The organism is Paenibacillus selenitireducens (assembly GCF_002021565.1).
GTDB lineage: Bacteria > Bacillota > Bacilli > Paenibacillales > Paenibacillaceae > Paenibacillus_K > Paenibacillus_K selenitireducens.
On record NZ_MSZX01000010.1, the window covers coordinates 98,760 to 116,934 of the forward strand.

Genomic DNA, 18,175 nt, shown 5'->3' on the forward strand with positions numbered 1-18,175 from the left:
TTGCGCAGCTCCGTACTTGTCGTGCGTTATCTAATTATGACCGAATTTAGGGCAAAAGGGAAGAGCCCATCAAGAATTTATCCACTTCACGCGCTGCTTCACGACCTTCGTTGATCGCCCATACGACCAAACTCTGACCGCGACGCATGTCGCCGGCTGCGAATACTTTGTCCGTATTTGTACGGTATTTACCGTATGCCGCCTTCACGTTGGAACGGCGATCCTGCTCTAAATTCAATTGATCGATGATGGTCGATTCCGGTCCGTCAAACCCGATCGCAATCAGGACTAATTGAGCTGGAAATACACGCTCTGTGCCTGGAATCGGGTTATACACTTTACGACCTGTCTCGTCCACGATCCGTTCAATTTGCACCGTGTGAAGCTCTTTCACATGACCGTTTTCGTCACCGACGAACTTCGTCGTCATAATCGAGAATTCGCGTGGATCTTGACCGTAGAGTGCCTTCGCTTCTTCTTGCGCGTAGTCCAATGTATACACGTTCGGGAATTGAGGCCATGGATTCGCAATTGGATCCCGCGTCAATGGCGCTTTCGTGTGCGTACCGAACTGGGTTATGCTGCGGCATTCATGACGAAGCGCAGTTGCTACGCAGTCCGTACCCGTATCCCCGCCGCCAATGACAATCACGTCTTGTCCTTTAGCCGAGATATAGTTGCCATCTTCCAAATTCGAATCCAGATAACTCTTAATGGTTCCGTTCAAATAGTCCATCGCATAATGAACGCCTTGTAATTCGCGGCCTTCAATATCGAACTCACGAGGTTTCGTTGCACCGCCGCAAAGAACCACCGCATCGAATTCATCTACAAGCTGCTGGGAAGGAATATCTTTCCCAATTTCCGTATTCGTTACAAAAGTAACGCCCTCGGCTTCCAAGAGATCTACACGGCGCTGAACCACGTTTTTATCCAATTTCATCGTCGGAATGCCATACGTTAACAATCCGCCAATGCGATCAGCACGTTCGTAGACGGTTACTTCATGTCCAGCTTTATTGAGCTGCGCTGCAGCTGCAAGTCCTGCGGGACCCGAACCAACAATTGCCACACGCTTGCCTGTTCGTTGTGTCGGCGGTTGAGGGACAACCCAACCTTCTTCAAATCCGCGCTCAATAATTGTATTTTCAATATTCTTAATCGTTACCGGGCTGCCGATCAGGCCAACCGTACAAGCTCCTTCACATGGAGCCGGGCACACACGCCCCGTAAACTCCGGGAAGTTATTCGTCTTATGCAAGCGATCCAATGCATCTTTCCATTGACCGCGATAGATTAAGTTATTCCATTCTGGTATCAAATTGTTCACCGGACAACCCGAAGTACCTCCGCTAATCTCCATCCCTGTATGACAATACGGTGTACCGCAATCCATACAACGAGCACCCTGACTGCGCAATTCTTCTTCCGATAAATGTAAGTGAAATTCTTCCCAATCTTTAATCCGTTCTAACGGATCACGATCTGCCGGAAGTTGTCTTGTAATCTCCATAAATCCTGTCGGTGTTGACATGTTCGTTCCTCCATCCGATCTATCTCTACAATCCCAAGAGAATTTCTCAATATCGTATCATTCGGTGTCAGGTTCTTGAAATGGATTTTCAAGACAACAATTTGTACTTTTTACCTAGAATCAGGACAATCTTTCATAGACGACAAACTCATGCGGATGGATATTCTTCTCATCCTGAATCCCTGGCGTACGCTCAATAACTTTCCAGTCCTCTAAGAAGAACACAGGAAAGAAAGCATCGCCTTCGAACGATTCTCCAATTTCTGTCACATGCAGACGATCTGCCAGAGGCAGAAGCTGTTTGTAGATTTCCGCACCTCCGATGACCATGATCTCTTCTTGCGCAGCAAGAAGAGAAACTTCGTCCAACGTATGAATCACTTCACAACCAGGAGCCTCAAATTCCATACTTCTTGTCAGTATAACGTTCCGACGCTGCGGCAAAGGCTTGCCAATGGATTCATGCGTCTTTCGACCCATGAGAACCGTCTTTCCCATCGTTACGCGTTTAAAATAAGCTAAATCCGCTGGCAGACGCCACGGAAGTTGATTGTTCGCACCAATTACGCGATTTTTTCCCATCGCCCATACAAACGTTAATCCCATATTAGACCTCCTAGATCGCCACAGGCGCTTTAATCCCTGGGTGATGTTGGTAACCTTCGAATTCAAAATCATCGTACGTATAATCAAAAATGAATTCTGGTTTGCGTTTGATCACTAACTTAGGCAATAGATAAGGTTCCCGAGCTAATTGGCGCTCCACTTGTTCAAAGTGATTGGAATAAATATGCACATCCCCGCCAGACCAGACGAACTCTCCGACCTCCAAATCACATTGCTGCGCGATCATATGCGTTAGTAAAGCATAGCTTGCAATATTGAAAGGAAGGCCTAAGAACGTATCCACCGAACGCATGGTAAGCATGCACGACAGCTTGCCATTCGCAACATAAAATTGGAATAACAAGTGACACGGTGGGAGCTTCATATTGTCAATCTCCCCTACATTCCAAGCACTGACTAGAATCCGGCGTGAATCCGGATTGGTCTTGATTTGATGAATAACATTCGCGATTTGGTCGATGGTACGCCCATCTTTTGCTTCCCAATTGCGCCATTGTGAGCCATATACAGGACCGAGATTTCCTTCCTCGTCAGCCCATTCATCCCAAATGGTAACCCCGTTATCTTTTAAGTATTGGATATTCGTATCGCCTTTCAGGAACCACAATAGTTCATGGACAATCGATTTCAAATGCAATTTTTTTGTGGTCATGAGCGGAAAACCTTGGGATAAATCAAAACGAAGTTGGCGGCCAAACACCGAAATCGTCCCCGTGCCCGTACGGTCTTCTTTCTTCTCACCGTGATCCAGAATATCTTGTAATAAATCTAAATAGTTTTTCAAATCAAAGACACCTCTTTATTCTTTGCTTCTGTAACAATTACTTCTTCTAGTGTAGCACAGAAAATCTCCGATGTTGATACAGATTTTCTGTCAACCTGATATACAATTTCTGTTCAATCTAGATCGATTTATGTCTTCTGAGCTTACGTTGGTCATAGCGTTCCTGTGCTGTCGCGAAGAGTCTCTTCTCTTCATCCGTCTCGGGAATGATGGGTGGGACGGGTGAAGATTTGCCATTTTCATCCACGGCAACAAACGTCAAAAAGGATCTCATGGTCAATTTTCGTTCCCCTGTTATCAAATTCTCGGAGACAACCTTCACATAAACCTCCATCGAGCTTTTATGCGTCCATGTGACAAACGCTTCTAGCTCAATAGCTTCCCCAACACGAATAGGTGCTAAGAAGTCTAAGCTATCGCTAGATGCGGTTACAGCCGCCTTACGGGCGTGACGCATACTTGCGATGGCACTAATTTTATCGATATATTCCATGACGATACCGCCGAACATCGTGCCATGCATATTGGTGTCTGACGGAAATACCAGTTGTGTTAAGATGGTGCGTGATTCACGAACATACTTTGGTTCCATGTATAAGAATCCTCCTGATCTAACGTTTAATTGTATCAATGGAAAGAAAAAAGAGGCTCGCGCCCGGAGCGACAAGCCTCTTCCTTATCATATGTGAAAAAACTTGATCCTACAATCTTATCTTACGATTGCATGGATTGGGTGGCCAAGTGCCACTTCAGCTGCTTCCATCACAAGCTCACCAAGCGTTGGATGCGCATGGATTGTCAATGCGATATCTTCAAGAGTTAAAGCATTCTCGATCGCAAGAGCAACTTCAGAAATCAAGTTAGATGCTTCGATACCAACAATTTGTCCGCCAAGGACAAGACCTGTTTCAGCATCAGCAACGATCTTAACAAAGCCTTCTGGTGCGTTCAAGGACAATGCACGACCGTTACCTACGTAAGCGAATTTACCCACTTTTACATTGTAGCCTTTTTCTTTCGCTTCTGCTTCACTGTAACCAACGCTGGAGCATTCTGGATCTGTGAAACATACCGCTGGGATACATTTGTAGTCTACAACGCTTGGCAATCCAGCAATAGCTTCAGCTGCCACTTTAGCTTCATAAGAAGCTTTGTGAGCAAGTGCCAAGCCAGGCACGATATCACCGATCGCGTAGATGTGAGGAATGCTCGTGCGACCTTGGTGGTCAACTTCGATCAAGCCGCGATCTGTCATTTTCACACCGATCATGTCTAGACCAAGTTCACCGTCCGTATTCGGACGACGTCCTACAGTTACGAGCAAGTAGTCGCCAGTAACTTCTTGTTCTTTACCGTCAACTGTGAATTTCACAGTTACGTCTTTGTCGGTTTGTGTTGCGCTTTGCGCTTGTGCTTTTGTGAAGATTTCGAAACCATGTTTCTTCATGTTCTTCGACACAAGTTGAGTTAAGTCTTTATCAAATCCAGGCAATACCATATCTGCGCCTTCGATGATTGTTACTTTCGTTCCGAATTTCGCGAACATTTGGCTCAATTCCGCACCGATGTAACCACCGCCGATAACGATTAAGCTTTTTGGAATTTCAGGCAATTCCAAAGCTTCTGTGGAGGACAAGATACGTCCGCCGTAAGGGAATGGTTTCAATTCGATTGGACGGGAACCTGTAGCGATAATACAGTTCTTGAATTTGTAACGTGGAGCTTCTTGATCGTTGAACACACGTACTTCTGTTTCATTGATGAACATAGCTTCACCTTTGAACATTTGTACTTTGTTACCTTTCAACAAGCCAGCAACACCGCCAGTTAATTTACTAACGACACCGCGTTTGAATTCTTGAACTTTCGAATAGTCCACTTTCACATTTTCCATCGTAATTCCCATGGAAGAAGCGTTTTGAACTGTTTCATATTGATGCGCTGCAGAGATCAACGCTTTTGAAGGGATACATCCGCGGTTCAAGCATACGCCGCCCCACTCGGATTTATCTACGATCAATACGCTTTGTCCTAATTGTGCTGCGCGAATCGCAGCGACATAACCACCAGGACCTGCACCGATTACGACTGTATCAATTTCTAAAGAAGCATCTCCTACTACCATTGATTACACCTCCATTACTAATAGATCTGGGTTAGCGAGCAACATCTTGATGTAGTTCATGAAGTTTTGTGCTGTCGCGCCGTCAATTAGGCGATGGTCAAAGCTCAAGGACAATGCCATCACAGGTGCAGCAACGATTTCTCCATTTTTAACAACGGCTTTCTCAGAGATACGGCCTGTACCCAAGATTGCAACTTCAGGGAAGTTGATGATTGGTGTAAAGAACATACCGCCCGCAGAGCCAATGTTCGTAATTGTGATTGTGCTGCCTTTTAATTCGTTAGGGCCTAATTTGCCGTCACGACCGCGAGTAGCCAAATCTTTGATGTCACTTGCAACTGTCCAGATGTTACGACGATCTGCGTCTTTAATGACAGGAACGATCAATCCGTTATCTGTATCTGTAGCGATACCGATGTTGTAGTATTTTTTGTAGACGATTTCGTTGTTCACTTCGTCGATCATTGCGTTCATAGCAGGGAATTGACGGCAAGCCGCAACAAGCGCTTTGACGATGAACGGCAAGTAAGTTACTTTAATGCCTTTCTTCTCAGCGATTGGTTTCATACGAGTACGGAATGCAACCAATTCTGCAACGTCAACTTCATCCATGATGGTAACATGCGGTGCTGTGTAAGCCGATTTAACCATCGCATTGGAGATCGCTTTACGGATTCCTTTGAATGGTACACGTTCTTCTTCACCGTTCGCAGTTACTGTTGAAGCTGCTTGAGTTGCTGCTTTTGGAGCTTCAGCTGCTGGAGCTGTTGCCGCTGCTGCAGGCGCTCCGCCGTTAGCAAATCCTTGAACATCTTCACGAGTGATTTTTCCGTTTTTGCCAGAACCGTTCACTTGTGCAATGTCAACGCCTTGTTCGCGTGCAAATTTGCGTACACTTGGTGTTGCTAGAACTTCTTTGCTCGGTGCTGCAGGTGCAGGAGCCGCTGCTGCCGCAGGTGCGCTTGCTTCAGCCGCTGGAGCTGCTGGTGCAGCTGCCGCCGGAGCTTCTGCTGCTGGAGTTTCTTGATGAGGAATATCACCTTCAGCCTCGATGATGGCAACAATTTCACCCATATGACATACTTGACCGTCTTTTGTTAAAACTTCAAGCACTTTACCGTTAACCGGGCTTGGTACCTCTACAATTGCTTTATCATTCTGAACTTCCATGATGATATCTTCATCTGTGATGGTATCACCTGGTTTAATATGCATTTTAATAATTTCGCCTTCGTGTAAGCCTTCGCCCAATTCTGGGAACAAATATTCAAATCTAGCCACGCGAGAAACCTCCCTTATCCTTTATCACTGCTCTTTGATGTCTGTTTCTTAGAAGTTAAGTACTTTATTTACACCCGCAATAATACGCGCAGGGTTCGGAAGCCATTGGTCTTCAATTTGTGCAAACGGATAAACCGTATCTGGACCAGTAATACGAAGAACCGGTGCTTCTAGACTTAAGATTGCTTTTTCATTGATTTGGGCAATGATTTCAGCAGCAACACCTGATGTTTTTTGTGCTTCTTGAACCACGATTGCACGGTTTGTTTTCTTAATTGAAGCTACGATCGTATCGATATCAAGCGGTACAAGCGTACGAATATCGATCACTTCTGCTTGGATACCGGATTTTTCAAGTTCTTCTGCAGCTTTCATTGCTGTACGTACCATAAGTCCATAAGCAATGATCGTTACATCTTTACCTTCACGAACAACATTTGCTTTTCCAAGCTCAACTGTATATTCGCCTTCAGGTACTTCATCACGGAATGCATGGTACAAGTTCAAATGCTCCATGAAGAATACAGGGTCGTTATCACGAATTGCTGAGATCAACAAACCTTTTGCATCATATGGGTTCGATGGAACAACCACTTTAATCCCTGGTGTTTGAACAAGAAGTCCTTCCAAAGAATCTGTATGCAATTCCGCAGCTTTAACGCCGCCGCCAAATGGTGTACGGAATACGATTGGTGCATTATAACGACCGCCAGAACGGTAACGTAGACGTGCAGCTTGAACGCAAATTTGATCTAGTGCTTCATAAATAAATCCAACGAATTGAATTTCTGCGATCGGACGGAAACCTTGGATACCAAGACCTAATGCCATACCGCCAATTGCGGATTCAGCAAGCGGTGTATCGAATACACGCTCTTCACCAAAATCTTTTTGTAAACCTTCAGTCGCACGGAACACGCCGCCGACATGACCTACGTCCTCACCGAAAATCACAACGTTAGGATCACGGTTTAACTCTACGCGCATTGCATCGCGAATTGCTTCTTTCATATTCATCTGTGCCATTGCTTCGTTTCCTCCCTTAAACGTGTTCGGAAGCACTTTGCTTCGAACTTGTATGTCGTGTCCATCATTTAAGCCGAATCAATTCGAATCTATATTATTGGAAGTCTGCTTTTTGCTCTTCCAGATGTTTCGGAGTTACTTCGAACATGCTGTCAATCAATCCTGCAACAGTCATTTTTTCTGTTTGTTCAGCACGCTTGATTTCTTCGTTTACTTTTGCTTTTGCTTCGTCTTTTACGCGAGCTGTTTCTTCGTCAGACCAAAGACCTTTTTTCTCAAGGAATTTACCGAAACGAACAAGTGGATCTTTGATGCTCCATTCAGCTTCTTCGTCTTTCGTACGATATTTTGTCGTATCGTCAGCCATGGAATGTGGACGGAAACGGTAAGTCAACGCTTCGATCAATGTAGCGCCTTCGCCTTTACGAGCGCGTTCAGCAGAGATTTCAACGGCTTTAATAACAGCCAATACGTCCATACCATCTACTTGCAAGCCATGAATACCTGCTGCAAGAGCTTTATGAGCGATCGATTGCGCAGCGGTTTGTTTTGCGAATGGTGTCGTAATTGCATAACCGTTGTTTTGTACAAAGAAAATAACCGGCAATTTAAATGCGCCAGCATAGTTAAGACCTTCGTAGAAGTCACCTTCGGAAGAACCACCATCACCTGTGTATGTGATTGCTAGTTGTGGTTGTTTTTTCAATTTAAAGCCCATTGCAAGACCCATCGCATGCAAAATTTGTGCACCGATGATGATTTGCGGCATCAATACGTTAACGCCTGCTGGAATTTGTCCGCCATGTTGATGACCACGGGAATACAAGAACGCTTGATAAAGCGGAAGTCCGTGCCATACGATTTGCGGCATATCACGATATGCAGGAACAACGAAGTCTTCTTTTTGCAATGGGTATACGCTACCCACCATGGATGCTTCTTGACCAGATACAGGTGCATAGAATCCAAGACGTCCTTGACGACCAAGATTTACTGCGCGCTCGTCCCAAGTACGAGTAAATACCATACGGTACATAATTTCTTTTAACTGCTCATCTGTTAAAGACGGCATCATTGCTTCATTAATAATTTCACCATCAGGGGATAGTACAGATAATGCTTCAACTGCGTCCGCCTGAACTTCGAAAGAAAGCTTACTCATTTTCTTCACCTCAACAAAAAGTTTGAAAATCATTTTCCTCTGTTATAGAATTTATTATACACCTGTTATATGCAATTGGTCAAAAAATATCGCTTTAAACGACATATTTTGTTCTTTTGTATGTATAACAGTCCCAACATTTATATAGTACAGATTAATACAACTGTGAAGATTCCGTGAAAATGTTGGGTTATCCCCCCTATTATTTACAAAACATACGGATACTACTACGAAAAAGGTGATTCCATGACAGACGATCGTTATTTGAAACGAACCATTGTCAAAGAAGAGGTACAAAGCTCCTATTTAAACGAAACTCGGAATTTAAGAGTATATCTTCCGCCGGGTTATCAAGAATGGCTAAGTTATCCAGTCGTCTACTGCCAAGACGGCGAAGACTTCTTCAATTTTGGACGTGTAGCGACACATGCCAATCAAATCATCTTGGATGATGATATTGAACCCTTTATTATTGTTGGGGTTGAAGTGGATAAAAGAATACGCACCTCAGAGTATTCGCCTAGCGGTGAACGGCATGAGAACTATGTACAGTTTTTTGCTCATGAACTCATCCCTTATATAGAAGGTAAGTATCCCGTTCGCAATGATGCGGACTCTCGGATTCTTGCTGGCGACTCGCTTGGCGGAAGTGTCTCCCTGCATATTGCGCTCAGGTTCCCGAGTTTATTCAAGAAAGTTATTTCCCTTTCCGGTGCTTTCTATCCAGACTCACAATCGATCATTGCTCTACAACCGGATTTATCTTGGCTAGAAATATGGATGCTGGTCGGCTTACAAGAGACGTCCTTTGAGACCGATCACGGTACGTTTGATTTCGTCGCGTATAACCGGGCAACGCGAGATCTATTTATTGAGAAGCATGCCAAGATCCAATACGACGAACGAGACGGCTATCATTTATGGGGATTCTGGCAGCAGCACATCCCGGAAGCTCTGAAATACTTTTTACAATAAAACGGTTACATGTGACACTACTATATCCAAAACAAAAGCGACATTCCATGATGGATGTCGCTCCTTTTATGTCTAAAAATGGCTATGCGCTGTGCTGGATCTGATCTAAGAGTCTCACACAACCCGTACTTACCAACCGATAGACCTCTTCAAAGTTCCCTGTGTAATAGGGATCCGGAACATTCTCTTCATTCTCCTCAGGAAGTAAATCCATAAATCGAATCATGTGCGAATGTTGTTGACTACCGGGGATATTCTTCACATCGCGCAGATTGTTGTTATCCATACATACGATGTAATCAAACCCATTAAAATCATGATCTGAAAATTGACGTGCCTTCATTCCCTCATAGGAAATCTGATAGGTGTCCAAGATCCCCCTTGTACCTTCATGAGGTTGTTTCCCAATATGCCAATCTCCCGTGCCTGCGGAATCGGTCATGATTTGTTGATCTAATCCACGTTCATGAACCAAATGGCGGAATACCGCCTCGGCCATCGGCGAGCGACAGATATTTCCTAGACATACGAATAATACATGGATTTGCTTCATCGCAAAACCCTCCTTTTGTTACGTGTTAGCCCATCTTCTGAATCGAACGACGAGGCAGCTTCCATTTATAATATACAGAGAACATACGTAAGACAATAACAACAACGAATAAGGCCAGCATTTCAATATCTGTCGTTAACCATCCAAGCCCAATCAATAATCCGGCAAGCATGGCCCACACTGCATAAATCTCATCTCGCAGTACGAGTGGCTTTCGACCAGCCAATAAGTCCCGAATCATTCCGCCCCCGATCCCCGTAAGAACGGCAGCAACCATTACAACACTCACAGGATGATTCATGTGTGTAGCATACAAGGCCCCTTGAATCGCGAAGGCAGATAAGCCGATCGCATCAAAGAATGCCTCAATCCGTTTCCAATGACGAATCCATTTAAGCGGTAAGACGAATGCAATAGCTGTCGCAACAATAGCAATTTTCAAAAATAAACCTTGACTCCATAAGGTGGTAACCGGCACGCCAATCAGCACATTACGAATGACGCCCCCGCCAAACGCGGTTACTAAGCCAAGAACGAACACACCCAAGATGTCATACTTTTCTTCCATAGCGACTACCGCTCCGCTCATGGCAAAGGCTATGGTGCCAATGATGCTGAAAAGTTCAAACACTTCCAAATCCAACGCTATGCATCCTTTCTCCATCTTGATGAATAAAATTCGTTTTTTTCATTTTATATGGATATTCGACAATTGCCAACACTTAATATTAGGGCGAAAACATTGCGAGATGGTTAGGAGATTGGTAAGCTATTGGCAAGACCCTATGGGATCGAATTGTAAATGTCGGAGGCTAGAATGATGCAGCATACTAAAACAAAAGTTGTGATCTTTTCAGGTGGTCAGTTATCGGAGCAAGCTTTGAAATATATTCAACCCGAAGATTTCATTATTGGAGCTGATCGTGGAGCCGCGTTCTTAACGAAACATGGCATACATATGGATATTGCAGTTGGGGATTTTGATTCTGTTACAGAGGAAATGAAAATAGACATTGCGATAAATTGCGATCGCTTTATTGACTGTGATCCCGTCTATAAGAATTTAACGGACACGGAGATGGCGTTTGAGATTGCACTTGAACAACAACCTGTCGAGATCATGATGCTGGGTGCCCTAGGAACTCGGTTTGATCATTCATTGTCCAATGTTCATCTTCTGCGGCGCACCTTAGAATTAGGGATTCAATGCACCCTCGCAGATGATCATAATGAAATATGTTTAATGGACGCTCGACAATCATTTACGGTGATGGATCACGGCTTTACATATGTCTCACTCTTGCCCCTATCCATGGAAGTGACCGGGGTTACCTTAGAAGGTTTCCAATACCCCCTTCACCAAGCAACTTTAACGTTAGGGAAGTCTCTGTCCGTCAGTAATGAATTGGTTGGCGAAAAGGGAATCATTCATATCGCCGATGGCGTACTTCTTGTCATTCAATCGAAAGATTAGAATATAGTTGGAAAAGGCCGTCGAATTTCGACGGCCTTTTCTCGTTTTGTGCAGCATCTCTTACACGTAAGATTTTATTTGGAATTCGACTGCTCATGTCGAGAATGGAACTCGCCATTCACGATTTTTGTAGCCACGTCCTTGATTTTGGTCTTTCGCTCATTATATTCGTTCTGTGTGATCTTTCCATCCTTCAAGGCTTGGTCAGCACGCGTGATCATCTGCGATGCGAGGAGATCAATGACCTTCTGAACTTCTACCCCTTTTTGCTTCGCTAAATCAGCAAGTGTTGTTCCTTTCTTCAACTCAGATTTCAAATCCTCTTTGCTCATCCCAAGCAATTTCGCCGTCTCAGCAAAATCAAGCTTCATATGGCGTTTATGTCTACCATGATCTTGCAGTGTAGAATCCATGATGCGATCTACGTGTTCGACAAACTTGGCTTTGGCTTGATCTAATGATTCATTATTGGCTGCAATTAGCGTTGCCTTTAAATCAGCACGAGAGACGCCTTGTGCTTCGGCGATTTGGGCCAGTGTCTTGCCTCCTTTTAGTTGTTCCCGCAGCGCTTTCTCATCCAGCTTCAACAATGTCTGCAATTTCGCGCTGAATATTTTCTTGGATGCATGTCCATGATGAGCAGGACCGGGGAAGGCTTGCTTCTCAGTCTGACTCGTCGCTTCTAGGCTTTGTGTCGCAGTCATAGACTCGTCCGTAGCGGCTTGAGTATGCATTGGTATAGCAAATAACATCACAGCCATTGCTGCGAACCAAACAACATTTTTTTTCATTCCTTATTCCTCCTGAATATGTCATGCGATGGTGCTGCACATCTACACGTTCTATTCTTGTCATGGTTTCTGAATTTAACATAAATTTTTCCTGAAGATGAAATAAAAAAAACATCATGACAGTTCTGTCATGTTTCATTCGCATCCTTAAACTCTTATCACGCAAGCATTCTAGCAAAAAAGTACGCAAAGAAAACGCTGTCAAGAAAAGAAAGATGAAAACTTTTTATCATTTTTTAATAATACGTCCGAATGCCTTGCGGCATCTGGTATGTAATAGGGATTAGTAAATTATAGGAGAGGTTTTGTCTGTTATACTCCTTGTGTGTCAAACATAACTTCACGATAAACGGAGGTTCTTATGAATAACAAAAAACACATCAAACAACTTATCGCTATCGGACTATGTGCGACATTTGGGTTAACAGGCGTACTTTTCGCAGATTCAAATCATCACCAAGCTTACGCAAACCCAAGCGCTCAAATCACTTCTTCTTCGAAAGCAGATCAAATTATCAAATCAGGCTCGCGTTTTATGGGCGTTCCCTATACATTCGGTGCACGCAGCGGTGATACCAACACATTTGACTGCTCATCCTTTACGCAATATCTATTCAAACAGATTGGAATTGATTTACCGCGTTCATCCATTGAACAATCCCATGTGGGTCAAAAGGTATCTAAATCAGATCTTCAAGTCGGCGATCTCGTCTTCTTCTCTACAACCGATCGCAACGGTCATGGGAACGTCAACCATGTTGCTATCTACGCAGGCAATGGGCGTATTCTTCATACGTACGGCAGTCCAGGTGTAACGTTTTCGGATTTAGATGCTCCGACATGGAAAGATGGTTATGTCGGTGCGCGACGTGTATTATAGCTTACCCACCTATCCATATAAATGACCAAGAGCCTTTTGCGATCATGCAAAAGGCTCTTTTGATGCGTATTAATTCTCTTCTTGTTCCTCTTCGTTCATTTCAGTACTCTCTGGGTCGCGCAAGGAATATCCGATCCCACGAACCGTTTGAATCATTTTATGTTTTCGGCCTTTATCAATTTTTTGACGCAAGTATCGAATAAAGACATCAATGACATTGGTATCTGCCATAAAATCATAGCCCCAGACATCATTTAAAATGTTTTCACGGGAGCATACTTTATTTTTATGGCTGGCAAGATAGCATAATAGATCAAATTCCTTGGGTGTCAGCTCCATCTGATCCTCCCCACGGGTTACTTTGCGGGATTCTGGATCAATATGTAAGTCTCCAACCGTAATGGGATGCTTTGATGGTTGTCGGTCCTGGATATGGCTGAATATGTTCAGCATATTACGAACTCGGGCCAACAATTCACTCGTATTAAATGGTTTGGTTACATAGTCATTTGCACCGATTTCAAAGCTTTCCACAACGCTTTCCGTTCGGTCCACAGCGGTCACGATAATAACGGGCACTTTCTTGCCTCGATCACGAAGGATCTTTAACAATTCAATACCGCTAATTTCAGGCAAACTTAAATCCAGCAGAATTAAATCCCACGTCTCTTCTAATGCCACTTTCAGCCCAATTTCTCCATCATGCACGGCCACAGCTTCATACGCATTTGATTCGAATAGCTGTTGAACCAATCTGGCGATATCCGTGTCATCCTCAATAATTAAAATCCGTTCTGGCACCTCAAATTCCACCCGTCAGTCCGTTATTATCTTGAATAGTGTGTCACAAGCCGATAAAAACATGCATCAGAACAACAAAAAACCGCTCGTCTCCGAGCGGTTATATGGATTAGGCATTCTGCAGCGACCATTTTTCTACATCCCAAATTTTCGTGACCCAATCTTCATAGAAATCAGGTTCATGGGATACAAGTAAGATGGTACCTTTATATTCTTTCAGGGCGCGTTTAAGTTCTTCCTTTGCCACAACATCTAAATGGTTCGTAGGCTCGTCGAAAAGCAACCAATTGCTCTCATGCATCAAAAGCTTACATAAACGGACTTTGGCTTGCTCTCCCCCACTCAACATACGCAATGGGCGTGTAATATGCTCATTTTTTAATCCGCAACGTGCAAGTGCAGCGCGAACTTCATGCTGATTCATATAGGAGAATTCATTCCATACATCATCTATAGGTGTCATATTGGCAGATTTCACTTCTTGTTCGAAATAAGCAGGCTGCAAGTAATCCCCAAGATAGGTTTTTCCGCTAATCGGAAGGATTTTGCCTAGAATGGTTTTCAGCAGCGTGGACTTACCTACCCCGTTGCAACCAACGATCGCAATTTTCTCCCCGCGTTCAATGGTCATCGACATTTTAGGCAGCAAAGCATGTGAATATCCAATTTCAAAATCAGTACCTTCGAACACCGTACGACCGCTTGCCCGTGATTCTTTGAATTGAAAGGTTGGCTTGGATGCTTCTTCCGGACGATCAATTCGCTCAATCCGATCCAATTGTTTCTCACGGCTCTTGGCACGACTGGATGTAGAATAACGGGCTTTATTACGCTGAATGAAATCCTCTTGTTTTTTGATATACTCCTGCTGCTTCTCATAGGCTTCGATGTGCTGATTCTTATTCATATCTGCCATGGTTAAGAACTTCTCGTAGTTTGCCGTATATCGCGTCATTTTGGCAAATTCCAAATGATAAATGACATTTACGACTTGATTCATAAATTCGGTATCATGTGAGATCAAAATGAACGCATACGGATATTCCTTCAGATAGTTCGTCAACCATTGAATGTGTTCTACATCCAAATAGTTCGTAGGCTCGTCAATGAGCAATACCGTTGGTTTCTCCAACAATAACTTGGCTAATAGAACTTTGGTACGCTGACCTCCGCTTAACGACGCTACGTCACGATCGAGTCCAATGACATCTAGTCCAAGGCCATTCGCCATTTCCTCCACCTTAACATCCAGCATGTAGTAATCTCCGATTTCCAACTGTTCCTGAATCTCACCCATCTGCTCCAGTAAGATATCCAGTTCATCGGGATTGGCATCTGCCATCTGATCCGTGATGTTCATCATTTCCTTTTCCAATTCGAGCAAAGGCAAGAAAGCATCCTTCAAAACATCACGGATCGTTTTACCAGGCGTCAGCAATGTATGCTGATCTAAGTAGCCATATCGTACTTTCGGCATCCACTCCACTTTTCCTTGATCCTTAAGCTGCTTGCCCGTCAGGATATTCATAAGCGTAGATTTCCCAACACCGTTTGCGCCCACAAGACCAACATGCTCTCCTGCTAAAAGACGAAATGAAACATGCTTAAACAGCTGCCGTTCGCCAAAGTTATGGGACACATCTTCTACTGTTAATAAACTCATATTTAAATGAAAGCTCCTTATCCAAATCAGAATCAACGAATACTTCAAAATTACAATTGTTAATTGTAACAAACTAGCGTTGACATGACAATGGATAATACCCCTGCAGGGCTGCTTCTTTCTCTGAGAGGAAGGTTTCAATCGTAGGAAGCGTTGATGCACAGTCCCTTTCCCGGTAATAATATTTCACACCGTTCGCTTGTATCCCTCGGTACGTAGATGCTTTCACTAATCTGGCTCCGCCTAAAGCATAATTGTTGTAATGCTGATCCCCTATTGGAATTCCTTGTACAAAAGCAATGACCCCAACATCATCTATTGTATTGTTCCACGCTTCTTGACTGATTGTAGGCAATGTGAAGGTATACGTAATTCCCAGTTGCTTCGCATATGTATTGTGTTTCTGTAAGTAATAACGCAGATCTTCCTGAATCAAATGTACGATCGACTGTCGACGCACTTGCTCAAACATCGCGTTAGGCTGCAATAAGGATATCGAAGTCGACTCTCCAATTTCACGTTGGAACCCTTTGACCCATGTCCTATTGATCTGATCGTAGGCAATAACATAATTATCCAGTGTAAACGCAATGGTATTCCCTGCGTTATCCTGATAAGCATAAGGCTTTTTGATACTCCAGACATGGCGAATCTCAGTCTCACCCTGTTCGTTCTTGAACTCTTCATCCGCGTAGATATAATATCCGTCATATCCGATCATCGCAATGACAGGGATGTAAATATCAAGCAATGATTGCCCATTAGCGTCCTCAGTAACGTCAAAATTCGTATACAATGTCCGATAAAAGCTTCTGATCCCTTCAACTCGATTCAGCTTTACACGCTTCAAGGAATCATATCGTGATTCCTGTGCTTGTTCTGAATTAAGAATTAAAGACTGCGCTGCATCATCGACAGCCGCATGAATCGCTGCATCATATCGCATCTTCGTCGTGAGTACGTGCTTCTGATCCACAACTCTAAATTCATGTACCACAAAGAATGGAAATAGAATGAGCGCTGCTAGAATCGCAAGCTTAGTCATCTTCATTACGTACCATCCCTCCATAGGGAATAAAGATACGGGTTGAAGAATCTTCTTGTTGGGTTAAAAACGAGTGAAACACACCTGCTTGCGTAGGATTCTTATTCTTGATCGTCACCTCAAACATATCTCCAATATGAAGTTCATATCTGCGTTCAGACTGATCCATTGGAAGTGCATTGTCCGGGAATAAGATTTGCATGATCTGAGACTGGTACCATATCTCGTCATGCACCTCAATTCTGTTCTGGAAAGTACTTGCATTCGCTGGATCCTGATATACCGGCGTATAACGTTTACGTGCATGTTGCATGTCAATATCGTAGCTATTTCCTGTAGCACTTAGCCGCTCTTCGAATTCATTATACATCCGAGGCGTGATGTATCCTTTATCGCGCACACGATCAACAAAATCAGTCACAGACTGAAATGCAACCAGATATGAAATCTCATCTTCTTGTTCAAACATGTGGGACAAAGGAAATAGATATAATAAACAAACTGCCATAAAAATAGCGAATACCTTCTCTAGTGCATTCAACGCTGTGAATCTCCCCTATCTTCCACCGCTTCATATTGTACTTCAATGACATTCCCCTCCGGATCCCGAATAGAAGAAGGTTGATAGGCTGTCTTCAGATGAATAGCATGCACATCCCATGAATCGAGATCCATCGACGGATCAAATGACATCCCCTCCACAGTCAACTTCACCCCCACTTGGCGAATATCTGCAATGGATTGAAGAATGGTCGCGCGAGATACATTCGGTGACGTTAACTCCATCGTTGTCGTAGTTATTTCACGATCGGAAGCAGACAGATATTGATAGTTATGATCAATCGCTTTTGTGATATCCTTGGATAGGTCCCATGAGATCGTTAGCGAAACGATAAATAAAACGACAGAAACACTCCCCCATAACATGTTGCGTAGATGGTTGCCTAACATCTCCAGCAACCCACTTTAGTTTTGTTCAAAAATAATTCCACGGATTACATTGCTGCGATCTGTAACGATTTTTGCTTTAAATTTCCCGCTCGGATTCACATAATCTTTTTTGGACTCATCTGATGCTTCTGTCAGATTACCCGTCGCATCGGTACCTTCAACAACAGAACCAAAGTCAGGGTTATCTACAGCCCCATTCGTATTAATTGTTTTGCCATACCAGGATCCTGCGCGGTTTTTCCCCGTTACGATTTGAATACCGAATTGTTCTTTATCTGCAAATTTGCGTAATGCATTTACGACTTGGGAGCCGCTCACAACTGTATTATCATATACTGTATAAGCAGTCTGGGAGAGTTCTGTCTGAATATTGGAAAAGTTGTTCTGCGCCGTCTTCGTTGCTTCCTGTGCCGATATAAACAAAACAACCGCAATTGTAATTAATGCAATAGCAAGAAAGATTCCTGCTGCCATAACCAAAGCTTTTTGTGCGTTACCCATAC

20 protein-coding genes are annotated in these 18,175 nt (G+C 43.6%); 3 read left to right on the forward strand and 17 right to left on the reverse strand.

The genetic code is table 11. From position 1 onward, the window contains the following. Window positions 1-46 precede the first annotated feature (46 nt). From BVG16_RS23040 to pdhA, 8 genes are all read right to left on the reverse strand, one after another. The gene (locus BVG16_RS23040; protein ID WP_078501549.1) at window positions 47-1,534 is read right to left on the reverse strand and encodes a glutamate synthase subunit beta; all 1,488 of its coding nucleotides are present in this window, start codon (window positions 1,532-1,534) and stop codon (window positions 47-49) included. A gap of 120 nt (window positions 1,535-1,654) precedes the next feature. Beyond that, a complete protein-coding gene (locus BVG16_RS23045; protein WP_078501550.1) occupies window positions 1,655-2,140 on the reverse strand; it encodes a dihydrofolate reductase in 486 nt (161 codons plus the stop codon). A 10-nt stretch (window positions 2,141-2,150) separates the two neighbouring features. Next, the gene (thyA, locus tag BVG16_RS23050) at window positions 2,151-2,945 is read right to left on the reverse strand and encodes a thymidylate synthase (protein ID WP_078501551.1); all 795 of its coding nucleotides are present in this window, start codon (window positions 2,943-2,945) and stop codon (window positions 2,151-2,153) included. A gap of 118 nt (window positions 2,946-3,063) precedes the next feature. Next, on the reverse strand, window positions 3,064-3,537 hold the full coding sequence (locus tag BVG16_RS23055) for an acyl-CoA thioesterase (protein WP_078501552.1): 474 nt from the start codon (window positions 3,535-3,537) through the stop codon (window positions 3,064-3,066). Window positions 3,538-3,654: 117 nt separating this feature from the next. Further along, a complete protein-coding gene (gene lpdA / locus BVG16_RS23060) occupies window positions 3,655-5,070 on the reverse strand; it encodes a dihydrolipoyl dehydrogenase (RefSeq protein WP_078501553.1) in 1,416 nt (471 codons plus the stop codon). Window positions 5,071-5,073: 3 nt separating this feature from the next. Next, window positions 5,074-6,351, reverse strand: coding sequence for a dihydrolipoamide acetyltransferase family protein (locus BVG16_RS23065; protein WP_078501554.1), 1,278 nt, complete (start codon window positions 6,349-6,351; stop codon window positions 5,074-5,076). Window positions 6,352-6,399: 48 nt separating this feature from the next. Then, window positions 6,400-7,377, reverse strand: a complete 978-nt coding sequence (locus BVG16_RS23070; protein ID WP_078501555.1) for an alpha-ketoacid dehydrogenase subunit beta — start codon at window positions 7,375-7,377, stop codon at window positions 6,400-6,402. A gap of 94 nt (window positions 7,378-7,471) precedes the next feature. Further along, window positions 7,472-8,539 carry a pyruvate dehydrogenase (acetyl-transferring) E1 component subunit alpha gene (pdhA, locus tag BVG16_RS23075; RefSeq protein WP_078501711.1) on the reverse strand — a complete coding sequence of 356 codons (1,068 nt, stop codon included), beginning with the start codon at window positions 8,537-8,539 and terminating at the stop codon, window positions 7,472-7,474. Window positions 8,540-8,785: 246 nt separating this feature from the next. Between pdhA and BVG16_RS23080 the strand changes: the two genes are divergently transcribed. Further along, window positions 8,786-9,514, forward strand: coding sequence for an alpha/beta hydrolase (locus tag BVG16_RS23080; RefSeq protein ID WP_078501556.1), 729 nt, complete (start codon window positions 8,786-8,788; stop codon window positions 9,512-9,514). Window positions 9,515-9,596: 82 nt separating this feature from the next. On the opposite strand, the gene BVG16_RS23085 is transcribed toward BVG16_RS23080, so the two are convergent. Further along, complete coding sequence (locus BVG16_RS23085) at window positions 9,597-10,067, reverse strand: low molecular weight protein-tyrosine-phosphatase (protein WP_078501557.1); 471 nt, start codon at window positions 10,065-10,067, stop codon at window positions 9,597-9,599. Window positions 10,068-10,092: 25 nt separating this feature from the next. Continuing rightward, window positions 10,093-10,710 carry a trimeric intracellular cation channel family protein gene (locus tag BVG16_RS23090; protein ID WP_233147149.1) on the reverse strand — a complete coding sequence of 206 codons (618 nt, stop codon included), beginning with the start codon at window positions 10,708-10,710 and terminating at the stop codon, window positions 10,093-10,095. A 174-nt stretch (window positions 10,711-10,884) separates the two neighbouring features. Here BVG16_RS23090 and BVG16_RS23095 point away from each other — a divergent pair, with 174 nt between their 5' ends. Next, the gene (locus BVG16_RS23095) at window positions 10,885-11,541 is read left to right on the forward strand and encodes a thiamine diphosphokinase (protein ID WP_332888803.1); all 657 of its coding nucleotides are present in this window, start codon (window positions 10,885-10,887) and stop codon (window positions 11,539-11,541) included. Between the two features lie 74 nt (window positions 11,542-11,615). Here the strand turns inward: BVG16_RS23095 and BVG16_RS23100 are convergent, their stop codons facing one another. Then, a complete protein-coding gene (locus tag BVG16_RS23100; RefSeq protein ID WP_078501560.1) occupies window positions 11,616-12,332 on the reverse strand; it encodes a hypothetical protein in 717 nt (238 codons plus the stop codon). Between the two features lie 361 nt (window positions 12,333-12,693). On the opposite strand from BVG16_RS23100, the gene BVG16_RS23105 reads away from it, so the two are divergent. After that, the gene (locus BVG16_RS23105; protein WP_078501561.1) at window positions 12,694-13,212 is read left to right on the forward strand and encodes a C40 family peptidase; all 519 of its coding nucleotides are present in this window, start codon (window positions 12,694-12,696) and stop codon (window positions 13,210-13,212) included. A 69-nt stretch (window positions 13,213-13,281) separates the two neighbouring features. Here BVG16_RS23105 and BVG16_RS23110 read toward each other — a convergent pair whose 3' ends face one another. The 6 genes from BVG16_RS23110 to BVG16_RS23135 form a co-directional block, all read right to left on the reverse strand. Next, entirely contained in the window at window positions 13,282-14,013 is a 732-nt protein-coding gene (locus BVG16_RS23110) for a response regulator transcription factor (RefSeq protein ID WP_078501562.1), read from the reverse strand. 109 nt (window positions 14,014-14,122) lie between these two features. Next, on the reverse strand, window positions 14,123-15,676 hold the full coding sequence (locus BVG16_RS23115) for an ABC-F family ATP-binding cassette domain-containing protein (RefSeq protein ID WP_078501563.1): 1,554 nt from the start codon (window positions 15,674-15,676) through the stop codon (window positions 14,123-14,125). Between the two features lie 73 nt (window positions 15,677-15,749). Then, on the reverse strand, window positions 15,750-16,727 hold the full coding sequence (locus tag BVG16_RS23120) for a hypothetical protein (protein ID WP_078501564.1): 978 nt from the start codon (window positions 16,725-16,727) through the stop codon (window positions 15,750-15,752). Continuing rightward, window positions 16,714-17,262 (reverse strand): hypothetical protein, encoded by a 549-nt coding sequence (locus tag BVG16_RS23125; RefSeq protein ID WP_078501565.1) that lies wholly within the window; start codon window positions 17,260-17,262, stop codon window positions 16,714-16,716. The genes BVG16_RS23120 and BVG16_RS23125 overlap by 14 nt, the downstream gene beginning before the upstream one ends. Continuing rightward, on the reverse strand, window positions 17,259-17,672 hold the full coding sequence (locus BVG16_RS23130) for a hypothetical protein (protein ID WP_078501566.1): 414 nt from the start codon (window positions 17,670-17,672) through the stop codon (window positions 17,259-17,261). The genes BVG16_RS23125 and BVG16_RS23130 overlap by 4 nt, the downstream gene beginning before the upstream one ends. 15 nt (window positions 17,673-17,687) lie before the next feature. Continuing rightward, entirely contained in the window at window positions 17,688-18,173 is a 486-nt protein-coding gene (locus BVG16_RS23135) for an ABC transporter permease (RefSeq protein WP_078501567.1), read from the reverse strand. Window positions 18,174-18,175: the final 2 nt, after the last annotated feature.